Genomic DNA, 15225 nt, shown 5'->3' with positions numbered 1-15225 from the left:
CCATTTCCTTAAGGCTCTTATCTTAAAAATAATTAACTTTGACAAGTCCAAAAAACGAGATGAATAAACTAAAAGCAACACTACTCCTTGCAGATGGTACTATTTTCAAAGGTACCCTTATCGGAAGCCCCGGCACAAACGGGGGTGAAATTTGTTTCAACACAGGAATGACCGGATATCAGGAAATTTATACTGATCCTTCTTACACTGGTCAGATCATTGTTACTACCACTTCACATATTGGTAATTATGGAGTGATCAGCAGCGAAGTTGAATCTGATCAGCCAACGATTGCAGGCATTGTGGTTAACAGTTTTTCAGAGATCTATTCCAGGTTGGATGCTGATGGTTCTCTACAAGATTATTTGGTCAAGTATGGGATTACTGGTATAGCTGATATTGATACAAGAAAGCTGGTCAGACATATAAGATCAAAAGGAGCGATGAATGCAATTATCAGTTCAGAGTTCGAAGATGATTTAGCTGGCCTAAAAGCTGAATTAAACCTTGTGCCTGATATGAATGGATTAGAGTTGTCCTCCCAGGTTTGTACAAAGGAGCCATTTTTCTATGGTGATGAAAATTCGCCTTTGAAGGTTGCTTGCCTAGATTTTGGGATTAAGCTTAATATCCTTAGAAATTTGGCCGATAGAGGTGTTTATTGCAAAGTATTTCCTGCAAAAACGAAGTTTGAAGAATTGAAAAAATGGAACCCAGACGGGTATTTTCTTTCTAATGGCCCAGGGGATCCAGCTGTAATGGAATATGCAGTGAAGACAACAAAGGATATTTTGGAATCTGATAAGCCAGTTTTTGGAATTTGCCTAGGGCATCAGGTTTTGGCAGAGGCTTGTGGAATTAGTACCTATAAAATGCACCATGGGCATAGAGGTCTAAACCATCCCATCAAAAATATTTTTACTGGAAAAAGTGAAATTACTTCACAAAACCACGGATTTGTAGTCAAAAAAGAAGATGTTGAAAACAGTGATCTGGTAGAAATGACTCATATTCACCTCAACGATAAAACTGTTGCCGGAATAAAACTGAAAAATAAACCGGCTTTTTCTGTTCAATATCATCCGGAATCTTCTCCAGGCCCTCATGATTCCAGATATTTATTTGATGATTTTATAAACTTAATGAATAAAAAATAACAACTATTAAACCTGTTAAATTATGACACTGATTCAAACAATCCACGCTAGACAAATTTTGGATTCCCGTGGAAATCCAACAATAGAGGTTGATGTTTTTACTGAAACTGGAGCTTTTGGAAGGGCTGCTGTCCCGAGTGGCGCATCTACCGGAGTCAATGAAGCAGTAGAGTTACGTGATGGAGATAAAAGCAAATATTTAGGAAAAGGTGTTTTGAAAGCCGTTTCCAATGTCAATGACGTCATAGCTCCCGAACTTGTTGGTATGGATGTATTCGAGCAAAATACAATCGATCAGATTATGATTGACCTCGATGGTACTCCAAATAAAAGCAAGCTAGGAGCAAATGCTATTTTGGGTGTTTCATTGGCAGTAGCAAAAGCTGCAGCAATGGAGGCTGGTCAGCCACTTTTCAGATATGTTGGTGGAGTAAATGCGAATACTCTTCCAGTTCCAATGATGAATATTATCAATGGAGGTTCACATTCTGATGCTCCTATTGCGTTCCAAGAATTTATGATCAGACCTGTAGGTGCTCCAAGTTTTTCAGAAGCTATCAGAATGGGTGCGGAAGTCTTTCATCATCTGAAAAAGATCTTGCATGACAGAAACCTTGTAACAGCGGTAGGAGATGAAGGCGGTTTTGCACCTAATTTCTCAGGTGGTACGGAAGAAGCTTTGGAAAGTATTTTGGAAGCTATCAAAAATGCGGGTTATAAAGCAGGGGAGCAAATCACCATAGCCTTAGACTGTGCAGCATCTGAGTTTTTTGTAGATGGAAAATATGATTATAAAAAATTTGAAGGTGATTCAGGTCAGACGAGAACCAGAGAAGAACAAGTAGCTTATTTGGCAGAATTGTCCGAGAAATACCCTATAGATTCAATTGAAGACGGTTGTGCTGAGGAAGACTGGGAAGGTTGGGCTTTGCTGACAGCCAAGATCGGTGACAAAATCCAGCTTGTAGGAGATGATCTTTTAGTGACTAATGTGAAATTTCTTGAAAGAGGTATCAAAGAAAAGTCAGCCAATTCAATTTTGATTAAAGTAAATCAAATCGGTACTTTAACCGAGACGTTGAATGCGATTTCGATGGCCCACAAAGCTGGCTGGACTTGCGTAATGTCTCATAGATCAGGAGAAACAGAAGATTCTACCATTGCTGATTTGGCTGTGGCCGTTAATTGCGGTCAGATCAAGACAGGATCCGCTTCCCGTTCAGACAGAATGGCTAAATATAATCAATTGCTTAGAATTGAGGAGTTATTGGGAGAAAGCGCATATTTTCCGAAAAAATAAGCTATTATTTGAAATCAAAAGATTTATGATCTAAGGGCAGTCTCTTAAGGCTGCCTTTTTTGTTGCCATTCATGTCATTTTTTTGGGACAATGGCTTTGACTTCTTTATCTTTCAGATTCATCCAAATATAATTATGAGAGTATTTAGCATATTGATCATTGTCTTATCTTTTCAATGGGCGGCATTGGCACAAACAAACCCTTTATGGTTGCGGTATCCGGCGATTTCTCCTGATGGCAAAGAAATCGTATTTGGATATAAGGGCGATCTGTTCAAAGTCAATTCAAAAGGTGGTATTGCCACCCCACTCACATTACACGAAGCTCATGATGCCATGCCAGTATGGAGCCCTGATGGTAAGCATATTGCTTTTGCCACCGACAGGTATGGGAATTTTGATGTTTACATCATGCCTTCCTCAGGTGGTGAAGCTAAGCGACTGACTTATCATTCAGGAAATGATTTTCCTTGGGATTTTACCCCGGATGGCGAACATGTGATTTTTAGCTCTCCTAGAAATGACCTTCATACTTCAGTAAGATTCCCAAACAAAGGGCTTTTTGGTAAGTTGTACTCGGTTTCTGTAGAAGGGGGAAGAAGTGTACTTCTCTCCACGGCAGGTATGCAGAATGCTTCTTTTGATTCCAAAGGCGAAAGGATAGTCTTTCAGGATAGAAAAGGTTATGAAGACGAATGGAGAAAAAGACATACATCTTCAGTAACTCGTGATGTATGGGTTTTTAATACCAAAGATCAGACTTACATGCAGTTGAGTGATTTCGAAGGAGAAGATAGGGAACCACTGTTTTCTCAAGATGGTGAGTCGGTTTTTTATCTTAGCGAAAAAAATGGTGCCCAGAATATCTTTAAAAAGAACCTGTCAAGTAGCGAAGAAGTTCAGCTTACGGAATTTGATGAACACCCTGTAAGACATCTAAGTAGATCAAATGAAGACTTACTTAGCTTTTCTTGGAATGGGGAAATTTATACCTTGAAAGAAGGGCAAAAACCGCAAAAATTAAACATTGAGATTTTTGGAGACTTCAAAGGTAAAGAAGAGAAAATAGTTTCTGTCAACAGCGGTGCAACTGAAATGGTGTTGTCACCAAATGGGAAAGAAATTGCATTTATATTCAGAGGAGAGGTTTTTGTCACGTCAGTAGATAATAATCAAACCAAAAGAATCACAAATACCCCAGCACAGGAAAGAATGTTGAGCTGGGGAATGGATGGTCGAAGTCTTTTTTACTCTACAGAAAGAGGTGAAAGTTGGGATATTTACAAAGCATCTATTTCAAGGAGTGAAGAACCTTATTTTTTTGCGGCGACTTTGATTAATGAAGAGCCGGTAATTGCCACAGATAAAGATGAATTCCAGCCCTTGGTTTCTCCTGATGGTAAAGAGATTGCCTATTTGGAAGAAAGAAACATTTTGAAAGTTTTTAATCTCTCAGATAAAACCTCAAGAACCATAATTCCTGCAGGCGAAAATTTTTCATATGCTGATGGTGATCAGGACTTCACTTGGAGTCCAGACAGTAAATGGATCGTTGCAAAAAATGCGTTGGGACTTTATGGAGCAAGTCACATGGTCCTCTATGATGCATTGGGCCAAAAGGAAGGTGTTAACTTGACTAATAGTGGGTTTTCAGATGGTAGAGGTCGATTTGCTTTGAATGGAAAAGCTTTGGTTTGGACCAATGATAGGGATGGTAAAAAACCTCTTGCTTTACAAGGGGCGCGGGAACTGGATATCTATGCACTTTTCTTCGATCAATCCGCATTTGACAGATTCAAGCTGAGTAAAGCAGAGTATGATCTTTTGAAAGACCAGGAAAAGAAGGAAAACGACGATCAAAAATCGGACGATAAAAAGGATAGCGAAACTCTGGAATTGAACTTAGAAGGCTTAGAAGATAGAAAATTAAGGTTGACTACAGGGTCTTTGAATTTGTCATCTTTTGATATGTCTCCTGATGGGGATAAGCTTTACTTTATGGCCAGTTTTGAAGATAAGTATGATGTTTGGGTATTTGATACGAGAACAAAAGAACTCAAGTCATTGGCTAAAACCAATTCAGGACCGGGCAGAGTAGAGCTGGATAAAGAAGGGAAGAACCTTTTTGTACTCGCTAATGGAAGGCTTTCAAAAATTGATACAGGAAGTGGTAAAGTTTCCAATATAGGGATAAGTGAAGAGATGGTCTTGGATGCTACTGCAGAGAGGGAATATATATTTCATCATGCCTGGAGGCAGGTGAGAAAGAAATTTTATGACCCTGATCTGCATGATATAGATTGGGATATGTATAGAGCAAACTACTCCAGATTTTTACCCCATATCAACAATAATTACGATTTTCAGGAATTGCTCAGTGAAATCCTTGGTGAACTTAATGGTTCCCATACTGGAGGCAGGTATTCTCATAGACCTGATAATGGAGACCAAACAGCTTCTTTGGGACTGTTCTTTGATGAAAGTTCAAAAGAAAGCGGATTAAAGGTCACAGAAGTGATCAATGGAGGTCCATTGGATAAATCGGGAATTAAAGTCAAAGCCGGGCATGTTATCGAAAAGATAGACGGAGTTACAATTGACCATTCCTTGGATTGGAATAAAACCCTAAATAGAAAAGCCGGTAAAAATGTATTGATCTCGCTTTTTGACCCAAAGGCAAACTCCAGGTGGGAGGAGACGGTGAAGCCAATCTCACAAGGAGCAGAAAACCAACTTCTCTACAAAAGATGGGTAAAAACGATGAGGGCTATGGTTGATAGTCTGAGCGATGGAAGGATAGGATATGTCCATGTTCAGGGTATGAATGATAACAGCTTCCGTACCGTCTACGATGAGGTATTAGGAAAGAATGCCGATAAAGAAGCACTCATAGTTGATACCAGGTTCAATGGTGGGGGATGGTTACATGAAGACCTTTCCACCTTCCTGGATGGTAAGCCTTACGCAACTTTTAGACCTTATGGTTTTGTAGCGAGGGGAGGGGAGCCTAGAGATAAGTGGTCAAGGCCAAGTGTAGTCGTAATGAGTGAGAGTAATTATTCCGATGCGCATGCCTTTCCTTATGCTTACAGAGCCAAAGGAATTGGTAAATTGATTGGAATGCCTGTGCCTGGGACAAGTACTGCTGTTTGGTGGGAAACTCAGATTGATCCCACCATAGTATTTGGAATTCCGATGATAGCATTCTATGGAATAGAAGAGGATAGACCCTTAGAAAACTTGCAACTAGAGCCGGATATCAAGGTGGCTACTCCTTTTGAAGAAGTGTTATTTGGGAAAGATGCACAAATAGAGGCGGCAGTCAAAGAGTTGATTGGTCAAATAAAATAAGTAAAAAAGGGGGGATTAGTTCCCTCCTTTTTTATTTTCTCTTTTCATAAGCAAAGCTCTGTATTTTTTTTCGGCAGTCAATTCCTCAAAAAGAAGGATGAAATTTTCATTTGCTCCGATTACCTCAAAGGTATTGGAAACGAGAATTCCTGTCGGTTTACGTGTTTTAAATTCAATATAGACCTTTTTGTTCTTTGAGACTATTTCCGCATTAGCATCTATTGTCAGCAGTTTTCCCGAAGCCATTTTGGAATGATTTGCACCAAATGTATTTCGATTAGTAGTCATATTTTGTGAGTTCACAAATCTTTTGCCTTCAATTATGGGTTTTATGTTTTCCTCACTGAGAATTTTATCCTCAGATTTATAAAATATAGCTTGGTAACTAAATAATCGGCCCATAAAAATTGAGGTCAATCCAACTCCATCATCGGGAATTTTATGGGTTATCAAAACATGTGAGGCTCCTCTCACGGTGGCTTCTTCCAATAATTTTCTCTTTGCTCTTACATTAAGACTGTTCATCGATGAAAACATAGTGACACCCCTTGCTTTTGAATAGGCTTCTCCTATTTTGATCAAACCGTCAACTTGGCTGAAATCATCTAGAATGATGATGTCTTCTGTCTTGGTAAACCCTTGAAGGTTATCATACTTACTGATGAGTTGGGCCTCTGCCGTACTGTTGATAGTGAAGTAGGCCAAAATAAATAAAAGTGGGATGGATTTTTTAAAATTGTTCATTTATAATTCAATTGGTTGATATAGGATACGGAAAAACAAAGAGGTATATAAGTGAAAAAGCGAAAAATAATCACGGTTTAGTTATAACTTACTCATGCTTAGTCCGTAATTTTTTATTTCTTGTAGAGAAAAATAAAAAAAGCCCAATTCCTGAACAGAGATGGGCCTTCTTATAAATATGGTGACTAAAATTAGCCGATAAGATTTCCTTCATCATCCCAAACGGCCACTATACCCCTTTCTTCAGGCTTGAGGTAATGAGCTAGATATTTTTCAGGAAGTTCTACCCCGTGCTTTTTCATTACTTCTTCGGGTACTCCATCCCAGGCATTGGGTGTATTTCCTTTATATCCAAGATAGCCAAAGCCTATTTCAGAGGTGAAATAACCTGTGGCTGTAAGATTTCTTAGAATATTAAAAAAGGTAACAGCGCTTTTCATTTCGGGAGCTGCCTTTTCAGGCCATGCTATTTTATCAATGATTTCAATTCTTTCCTTTTCAGAAAGCTCTAGAAAGAGTTTACCGTAATGATCATTGCTATAGCTGTCAAGCCACATCAAACCTCCTCTCACAGGTGTTTGATAAGAAGGTGAATCCTTCATCATAAATTCTATGAAATCAGGCACGCCCGCATCTGTTGCGCTGCCAGACTCATCATCAGCAGGTATGATGATGTCAACCAATACATTCAGTTTTTTCTTTTCTTCTTCCGAAAAGAAAGTTTCTGATAGCAATCGCTGATCTCTTAGAACTTCCTCTTCAATTCTTCCTCCAGGTGTTCCTCCACTAATTTTAGGTGATAAATCAGCTTGTTTATCCTCAGGCTTACAGTTGGTGAGCAATAGTCCAGAGGCTAGTGTACCGGTAAACAGCAGCTTTAGGTTTTCTCTTCTATTCATTGGTCCTGGAGTTTAGATATTTTTCTTTTTCAATTCGCTTACTATATAGTCGGAGGTTCTCCAAGCCAGTGCCAAAATGGTCCAGGTTGGATTTTTATCAGCTTGTGATACAAATGGCCCTGCGTCTACCACAAATAGATTTTTGCAGTCATGTGCCTGGCAATTGCTGTTCAATACTGAGGAAGAGGGATTATTTCCCATTCTTGTAGTCCCTACCTCATGGATAATCCTACCCGGTGTTGCAAGTCCATACATGGTTTCCGGTCCAGGTTTTTTACCTAACAGTGTTGCCCCGGCTTCAGTGAGGATCTCTTCAAAAGTATCCTGCATGTGCTTGGCCTGTTTTACCTCCTGATCCGTCCACTGGTAATGAAACTTCAAGACTGGGATTCCATATTTGTCTACTACGTTATTGTCAATTTCACAATAGTTGGAATATTGAGGAATGCTTTCACCCCTTCCTGACATACCTAAAGTAGATCCGTAGATTCTTCTGATATCTTTTTTCAAGCCTTCTCCATAACCTCCATTGGGGCTTGGGTTACCAAATTCATCTTTGAGATGTTTTCTCATCGTATCCATTGAGAACCCAATACCGTAGGATGGCATGGTCATTCCTCCCCAGTATTCAATATGGTATCCTCTTGCAAAATCAAGTTTTTTATTATCCAGCCACCATGGCGTATAGACGTGCATTCCACCTACACCATCTTCATTGTACCTTTCTCTGTCGATAAGATCAGGCATAATTCCCATCCTGTCTGCTCCGGTGGAATCATGAAGGTAACGGCCTACCATTCCGCTACTGTTTCCAACACCATTCGGGTGTGAATTAGACTTGGAGTTGAGCATGATCCTTGCAGACTCGCAGGCTGAGGCTCCCAAAACTACTACTCTTGACCTAAGCTTGTACTCTTTCATGTCTATTTTGCTGATGAAAGATACACCTGTAGCATTTCCCTTATCATCTGTGGTTACTGTACGTACCATAGCCTGGGTGAATAAGTCAACCTTGCCTTTGGCCATAGCAGGTTTGACCAAACATGTTCCAGACGAAAAGTCAGCATATGCTTGGCACGCTCTGTTGCATTGGTTGCAAAAGAAACAGACACCTCTTTCATTATTGATAGGTCTTGTGAGCATAGAAAGTCTGCCCGGAATTACAGGCATGTTGGACTTTTTAGCACCTTTCATGATGTATAGCTCATGAAGTCTAGGTTTTGGAGGTGGGAGAAAAAAACCGTCAGGCTCATTAAAGATGCCTTCCTTTGTTCCAAAAACTCCAATAAGCTTGTCAACTTTATCATAGTATGGCTTGAGGTCATCATAGCCAATCGGCCAATCATCTCCCATTCCGTCAATACTTTTTCTTTTGAAATCGTTTGGACCAAATCGCAAGGAAATCCTACCCCAATGATTGGTTCTGCCACCTACCATTCTTGATCTGAACCAGTCAAAAGAAGTACCTGCTGATCTGGTATATGGCTCTCCTTCTATGTCCCAGCCACCTATGGCTTGATCAAAATCTCCAAATGGTCTGACCCTAGTACCAGCACCTCTTCGAGGGGATTCCCAAGGTGGTCTCAACTGGGTTCTGTCTTCATCTTTAGCAGGGTCAAAATCTTTTCCTGCTTCTAAGACGGCAACTGAAAGTCCCGCTTCCGATAAAATTTTGGAAGCCATTCCGCCTCCGGCACCCGAACCGACAATGATCACGTCATAGGTATCTCCTGTGGATTTGATTTCAAAACTCATGTTTTGCGAATTTTTTATTATACGCCAGAAAGTTCCATAAAAATTTTTATAAATCAAATGGACTTTAAAAAATCCTTACTTTTCTAGATGTTTCCTTCTGTTTCGATCAGTTGAACTAAGTGAGGCCAAATATTTTCTAAAACTATTTTATGCCCCTCTTCTGTTGGGTGGATTCCATCCCTGAGATTCAAGTCAGGATCCCCAGCAACACCTTCCAATAAAAAAGGAATCAAATTGACATTTTCTTCTTGAGAGATTTCAGGATATATTTCTCTGAATCGATTTGTATATTCCTGTCCCATATTTGGGGGGATCTGCATTCCTGCAAGTAGGATTTTTGTGTCAGGGTACTTGGACCTGACAGATGTGATGATGGCTTTTAGATTTTTCTTTGTTTCCTCAAGCGAAATCCCTCTTAGACCATCATTTGCTCCAAGTTCCAACACGAAAATCTCCGGTTCTTCTTCTAGAAACCAGTCTAATCTACTCACTCCACTAGCTGTGGTTTCGCCACTTAAGCCTCCATTGATTACAAGGTAGTCTAATCCCAAGCTGTCCAATCTCTCTGCTACCAGCCCAGGAAAAGCATCCTCCTCTTCAATCCCATAGCCTGCAGTCAAGCTATTTCCAAAAAATAGAATTATTGGCTTTTGAGTTGGATTTTCAACCGGCTGAGAAGTTTGAACAGTTTCCTTTGTATTATTTTGCCCACAGGAAAGCAGGAAAAAGAATAATAAAAACGAATAGCAAGCAACTCTCTTAATCATGGATTTTTTAGTTTAGTTGAATTCACCATTCTAGGTTGAATTCTAAGGATATTCTATTTTAACAATAGGTCCATTGAAAATGAACCATTATATTCAATCAACAATTTAACAGTATTAAGGTTAAAGGCAATCATTCGATCTTTTTATAAAAATATATATGTCAATTCTATCAGTTGATCAAGTCTCAAAAACATACAAAAGCGGGAATAGGGTATTGACCGTACTGGATGAAGTCAATTTTCAGGTTAAGCAAGGTGAAAGTATTGCGATTGTGGGACCTTCAGGAAGCGGAAAAACCACGCTATTAGGCTTGTGTGCAGGGCTGGATTCAGCAAGCAAGGGTTCTGTCAAGCTCAATGGGAAGGCTCTGGAAGATCTTTCTGAAGACGAAAGGGCTATGGTGAGGAGTCAGGATGTTGGGTTTATTTTTCAGAATTTCCAGCTCTTACCAACACTTACTGCTTTGGAAAATGTAATGGTTCCTTTGGAATTGAAAAAAAGAAAGGATGCCAAAGAAAGGGCTACTTCCCTTTTGAAAAAAGTAGGTCTAGAGGAGAGAATGTCGCATTATCCCACTCAGCTCTCTGGAGGTGAGCAACAAAGAGTCTCTATCGCAAGAGCTTTTGCAAATGAGCCAAAAATCCTTTTTGCAGATGAACCTACCGGCAACTTGGACACAGATACCGGAGAGATGATTGAGGATCTGATTTTTGAATTGAACAGGGAACAAGGTACTACGCTTGTTTTGGTGACACATGATCCGGAGTTGGCTAAGAAAACCAATAGGATAATCAGAATCAAAGGAGGGAAAATACAGGAGGCTATAGATGAGTGATAATCGCTGGATTTTGAAAATGGCTTTGAGGGATTTTAGAAAAAATTTCTCAAAGCTTATGCTTTTTGTATCTGCAATGGTAATTGGGATTGCTGCTTTGGTGGCAATAAGCTCTTTCGGTGATAATTTAAGCAAAGACATTGATAGCCAGGCTAAAGAGTTGTTGGGAGCAGATTTGGTGCTGAATAACAATCAACCTATATCCATTCAGAAAATAGACTCTATAGCTTTGGAGGTGTCTGAAGAGGTGAATTTTGCGAGTATGGTAGCTTTCCCGGCAACAGGTGAAAGCCGCCTTACCCAAGTAAGGGCTCTGAAAGGTTCTTTTCCCTTTTATGGAGAATTGGAAACTGTACCCAAGGAAGCGGAAAGTACATTTAGACAGGGAGGTAGAAAGGCACTCGTAGAAAAGTTGTTGATGGCTCAGTTTAATGCTGAGGTCGGTGATAGCATCAAAGTAGGGGAATTAACATTTGTCATAGAGGGAGAGTTAGAAAAAGTACCAGGTCAGACTGGTATTACTGCGACAGTTGCGCCGGCAGTTTATATCCCCATGGAATATGCCGAAGCCACAGGATTAATCCAATATGGAAGTAGGTTAAATTATCAAAGGTATTATTTACTTGAGGAAGCTACTTCGGTAGATGATATTGTCAAAAAATTTGAGGAGGAATGGCAGGAAGAAAAAATAGGAAATACAACTGTTGAGTCAAGGCGAAGTCAGACAGGTAGATCATTTGAAAACTTGGCCAATTTCCTGAGTTTAGTTGCGTTTATAGCGCTTTTGCTGGGCTGTGTAGGGGTAGCTTCTGCAGTCAATGTTTTTGTAAAGGAAAAGTTGGCTTCGGTAGCAGTCTTAAGATGTATTGGGGTTACAGCTTGGGTTGCCATGAAAATTTATCTTCTGCAGATACTTATTATGGGGCTACTTGGCTCGATGCTTGGTGCATTTTTAGGTTCCGGATTACAATATTTACTTCCTTTGGTATTTGCTGACTTCTTACCGGTGGAGGTGTCTATTGGGATCGCTTGGATCAGTGTGTTTTTTGGTCTGATTACAGGCTTGTTTGTTTCTTTGCTTTTTGGGCTATTGCCATTGCTGAAGATAAGAAAGGTGTCTCCTATGGCTACCTTGAGGACAGAAGGTACTGAGACTAAGTTGAGAAATGACAAGTTGAGATGGGCTGTGATTTTTGGAATACTGTTGTTTATTTTCGGATTTAGCTTTTACCTTCTCAATGGTTGGAAAACAGCAGCAGCTTTTACTGGATTTATAATTTTTGCTTTTTTAGCGCTTTGGTCTGTAGCTATGCTGATTATGTGGGCCATACGACGTTTTTTGCCTATTTCATTGAGATACACCTTGAGGCAATCTCTTTCCAATCTATATAGGCCCAATAATCAGACAATTTCTCTAATTGCTACTATTGGTTTGGGTACAGCGATGATCAGTACACTGTTTTTTATACAGGGTCAGTTGTTGGATGAGGTGAAATTTGCGGATAAAGAGGATCAACCTAATATGTTGCTTTTTGATATTCAAACTCACCAAGTGGATGCAGTTGTGGAATCCATAAAAAGTAAGGATTTACCCATTCTGCAGCAAGTGCCTATAGTGACTATGGGCCTGGAGTCAATTAATGGAATAAACCGAAAGGCTAATGATACTTTGCCAGACGAGGATAGAAGATCAAGAGGGCTTTACAATAGAGAATTTAGAGTCACTTATAGAGATACATTGATTGCCTCTGAAAGACTTATTCAAGGACAATTGAGGAAAGTCAAAAGCCCGGGGGACTCTATCTTTGTTTCATTTGATGAGGGTTATGCCTCACGAACGGGGATCAGCCTTGGAGATGAAATTATTTTCAACGTACAGGGAAGGCCTATCAAAACTTATGTGGGGAGCTTCAGAGATGTGAAGTTTAATCAAGTGTCCACAAATTTTCTGGTACTCTTTCCGGAAAATGTCTTGGATAATGCACCAAAGTTTCATGTAGTTATTACCAAAACCAAAAACGATAGGCAAGCTGCCAATGTACAAGCGGAGATTGTGAGGGTTTTCCCTAATATATCTGTTGTGAACTTAGGAGCTATTGTAGAAACCTTGGAAGATATTCTTTCCAAAATTGCTTTTGTGATTCAGTTTATGGCATTTTTTAGTATAGCTACAGGGGTTGTGGTCTTGATCAGTTCGCTCATTATTAGCAAATACCAGAGGATGAAAGAAAGTATTTTGTTACGGACCTTGGGAGCGAGTTCAAGAAAAGTAAGCACCATCAATACTTTAGAGTATTTCTTTTTAGGTTCTTTGGCTTCTTTGAGTGGCATTTTGCTTTCTTATTTAGCAGCTTTTCTTTTGAGCCAATTTGTATTCCAATTACCTTTCAGGCCAATGCTTAAGGAAGCGGTAATTGTTTATTTGGCAATTACTTCCCTTACTGTTGTTCTAGGATGGTTAAATGGAAGCAAAATCATCAAAAGCCCCCCAATGGAAATATTAAGGGAGTAGTTTATAATTTGATAGAATTCTTCATCTGGGACACCTTGAGTTTGGTGATTTTCGGACTGGACTTCCAGAAGGTCTTATGGTTAAGCCTACGGAGAACCACAGGAATTTTATTGGAACCAACCCCCAATTTTTTCTTTGATGACGGTTTTGGGCTCAGAGGCAATTTAGGTCTCAGGTATGTTATTGGGAATTTGGAAGCATTTAAAAGCTTTTTAAACCGCTTAGACTGAAAATGTATAAGCGGTTTTTTTATTGTATCGATTTGGGCTAATTTAATGGTATTAACAAAAACTATCCTATGAAGAAATCCAGACTAATCCTTTTACTGTTTTTTTATTCAGCCTTTTTAACTTTAAACGCCCAAGTTATGCCTTCTCCCGAAAGATCAGAAGGCGATGGACCTTATGATAAATTGATTATTCGAGGCGTGACCATGATTGATGGAACAGGAGCGCCTCCTATAGGGCCTGTCGATATTGTTGTAGAAAAAAACATCATTAAAGAAGTAAAAGTCGTTGGTTATCCAGGTCTACCGATCAAAGAAGAAAGACGACCGGTGGCTGGTCCGAATGATAAAGTCATGGATTTGGAAGGTCATTATCTCTTACCAGGTTTTATTGATATGCATGGCCATATTGGAGGGGCAGGCCAAGGAACTCCAGCAGAATACGTTTTCAAGCTTTGGATGGCTCATGGGATTACATCAATCCGAGAGCCTGCCGCAGGGAATGGTTTGGATTGGGTTTTAGAACATAAGAGAAAGGCTTTAGATAATACCATCACTGCGCCAAGAATCTTTGCCTATACAGTGTTTGGACAAAATGCAGGTAAAACAATTACGAATGCAGAAGAAGCCAAGGCCTGGGTAAATGAAAACAAAAATAAGGGTGCAGATGGGATCAAGTTTTTTGGAGCCAAGCCTGAAGTAATGCAAGCTGCTTTGGAAGAAAACAAAAGGTTAGGACTTAGATCTGCCATGCACCATGCCCAAATGGACGTGGCCAGATGGAATGTTCTACATTCCGCTAGAGCAGGTTTGACCAGTATGGAGCATTGGTATGGCTTACCGGAGGCTCTTTTGGCTGACAGAACTATCCAAGATTATAGGCTTGATTACAATTATCAGAACGAGCAGCACAGGTTCTCAGAAGCAGGGAAATTATGGAAACAGGCAGCAGAACCTTATTCCGAACATTGGAATAAAGTGATGCAGGAACTTTTGGATTTGGATTTTACCCTAGACCCTACATTTAATATTTATGAAGCCAATAGAGATTTGATGAGGGCAAGAAGAGCTGAATGGCATGAAGAATATACTTTGCCTTCATTGTGGAGATTTTATAAGCCGAGCAGAGAGTCTCATGGGTCCTATTGGTTTGATTGGACAACAGATGATGAGATTCAATGGAAGGAAAATTATAGACTATGGATGACCTTTGTCAATGAATACAAAAATCGTGGTGGAAGAGTGACTACCGGGTCGGATTCAGGGTTTATTTATCAACTGTATGGTTTTGCTTACATCAGGGAGATGGAACTTTTGAGGGAAACAGGATTTCACCCTTTGGAGGTTTTCAGAGCAGCAACCTTGCATGGAGCTGAAGCGCTGGGGGTTGAGAAAGAACTGGGAAGCGTTGAGGTTGGGAAATTGGCTGATTTTGTGATTTTGGAAGAAAACCCCTTACAGAATTTTAAAGTATTATATGGGACCGGGGCTATCCGTATTGGTGATGACAATGAGCCTGTAAGGGTTGGAGGGGTGAAATACACGGTTAAAGATGGGGTCGTGTATGATGCAAAAGAACTTTTGAAAGATGTTCGTAATATTGTCAATCAACATAAGGCAAGGGAAGAATCAAGAAAATTAAAACAGCCTGGTTTGGATTGGTAAGAATAAGGTCTTAGT

The 15225-nt window shown here is 39.8% G+C and carries 10 protein-coding genes; 6 read left to right on the top strand and 4 right to left on the bottom strand.

Features of this window, described 5'->3' with window-relative positions; translation table 11 throughout:
* Positions 1-59 precede the first annotated feature (59 nt).
* The 3 genes from carA (at position 60) to A33Q_RS02070 (ending at position 5807) form a co-directional block, all read left to right on the top strand.
* The gene (gene carA, locus A33Q_RS02080) at positions 60-1157 is read left to right on the top strand and encodes a glutamine-hydrolyzing carbamoyl-phosphate synthase small subunit (RefSeq protein ID WP_009034188.1); all 1098 of its coding nucleotides are present in this window, start codon (positions 60-62) and stop codon (positions 1155-1157) included.
* 22 nt (positions 1158-1179) lie between these two features.
* Complete coding sequence (gene eno, locus A33Q_RS02075) at positions 1180-2457, top strand: phosphopyruvate hydratase (RefSeq protein WP_009034187.1); 1278 nt, start codon at positions 1180-1182, stop codon at positions 2455-2457.
* Positions 2458-2591: 134 nt separating this feature from the next.
* Positions 2592-5807 carry a S41 family peptidase gene (locus tag A33Q_RS02070; protein WP_040489710.1) on the top strand — a complete coding sequence of 1072 codons (3216 nt, stop codon included), beginning with the start codon at positions 2592-2594 and terminating at the stop codon, positions 5805-5807.
* 15 nt (positions 5808-5822) lie between these two features.
* Here A33Q_RS02070 and A33Q_RS02065 read toward each other — a convergent pair whose 3' ends face one another.
* From A33Q_RS02065 to A33Q_RS02050, 4 genes are all read right to left on the bottom strand, one after another.
* Positions 5823-6551, bottom strand: coding sequence for a hypothetical protein (locus tag A33Q_RS02065; protein WP_009034185.1), 729 nt, complete (start codon positions 6549-6551; stop codon positions 5823-5825).
* 191 nt (positions 6552-6742) lie between these two features.
* Positions 6743-7450, bottom strand: a complete 708-nt coding sequence (locus tag A33Q_RS02060) for a gluconate 2-dehydrogenase subunit 3 family protein (protein WP_009034184.1) — start codon at positions 7448-7450, stop codon at positions 6743-6745.
* A 12-nt stretch (positions 7451-7462) separates the two neighbouring features.
* Positions 7463-9205, bottom strand: coding sequence for a GMC family oxidoreductase (locus tag A33Q_RS02055; protein ID WP_009034183.1), 1743 nt, complete (start codon positions 9203-9205; stop codon positions 7463-7465).
* 83 nt (positions 9206-9288) lie between these two features.
* Entirely contained in the window at positions 9289-9972 is a 684-nt protein-coding gene (locus A33Q_RS02050) for an arylesterase (RefSeq protein WP_009034182.1), read from the bottom strand.
* A gap of 157 nt (positions 9973-10129) precedes the next feature.
* On the opposite strand from A33Q_RS02050, the gene A33Q_RS02045 reads away from it, so the two are divergent.
* The 3 genes from A33Q_RS02045 (at position 10130) to A33Q_RS02030 (ending at position 15210) form a co-directional block, all read left to right on the top strand.
* On the top strand, positions 10130-10807 hold the full coding sequence (locus tag A33Q_RS02045) for an ABC transporter ATP-binding protein (protein ID WP_009034181.1): 678 nt from the start codon (positions 10130-10132) through the stop codon (positions 10805-10807).
* The gene (locus tag A33Q_RS02040) at positions 10800-13319 is read left to right on the top strand and encodes an ABC transporter permease (protein WP_009034180.1); all 2520 of its coding nucleotides are present in this window, start codon (positions 10800-10802) and stop codon (positions 13317-13319) included. The genes A33Q_RS02045 and A33Q_RS02040 overlap by 8 nt, the downstream gene beginning before the upstream one ends.
* A 298-nt stretch (positions 13320-13617) precedes the next feature.
* A complete protein-coding gene (locus tag A33Q_RS02030) occupies positions 13618-15210 on the top strand; it encodes an amidohydrolase family protein (RefSeq protein ID WP_009034178.1) in 1593 nt (530 codons plus the stop codon).
* Positions 15211-15225: the final 15 nt, after the last annotated feature.

Origin of the sequence: Indibacter alkaliphilus LW1 (assembly GCF_000295935.2) — a bacterium.
Lineage (GTDB): Bacteria > Bacteroidota > Bacteroidia > Cytophagales > Cyclobacteriaceae > Indibacter > Indibacter alkaliphilus.
The sequence above is the reverse complement of the archived record's forward strand: the minus strand, read 5'-3'. Positions and strand labels throughout refer to the sequence as shown.

Bases quoted from the DNA above. Each gene is read 5' to 3' on its own strand.
- carA (WP_009034188.1), top strand. From the start codon at position 60: ATGAATAAACTAAAAGCAACACTACTCCTTGCAGATGGTACTATTTTC.
- eno (WP_009034187.1), top strand. From the start codon at position 1,180: ATGACACTGATTCAAACAATCCACGCTAGACAAATTTTGGATTCCCGT.
- A33Q_RS02070 (WP_040489710.1), top strand. From the start codon at position 2,592: ATGAGAGTATTTAGCATATTGATCATTGTCTTATCTTTTCAATGGGCG.
- A33Q_RS02065 (WP_009034185.1), bottom strand. From the start codon at position 6,551: ATGAACAATTTTAAAAAATCCATCCCACTTTTATTTATTTTGGCCTAC.
- A33Q_RS02060 (WP_009034184.1), bottom strand. From the start codon at position 7,450: ATGAATAGAAGAGAAAACCTAAAGCTGCTGTTTACCGGTACACTAGCC.
- A33Q_RS02055 (WP_009034183.1), bottom strand. From the start codon at position 9,205: ATGAGTTTTGAAATCAAATCCACAGGAGATACCTATGACGTGATCATT.
- A33Q_RS02050 (WP_009034182.1), bottom strand. From the start codon at position 9,972: ATGATTAAGAGAGTTGCTTGCTATTCGTTTTTATTATTCTTTTTCCTG.
- A33Q_RS02045 (WP_009034181.1), top strand. From the start codon at position 10,130: ATGTCAATTCTATCAGTTGATCAAGTCTCAAAAACATACAAAAGCGGG.
- A33Q_RS02040 (WP_009034180.1), top strand. From the start codon at position 10,800: ATGAGTGATAATCGCTGGATTTTGAAAATGGCTTTGAGGGATTTTAGA.
- A33Q_RS02030 (WP_009034178.1), top strand. From the start codon at position 13,618: ATGAAGAAATCCAGACTAATCCTTTTACTGTTTTTTTATTCAGCCTTT.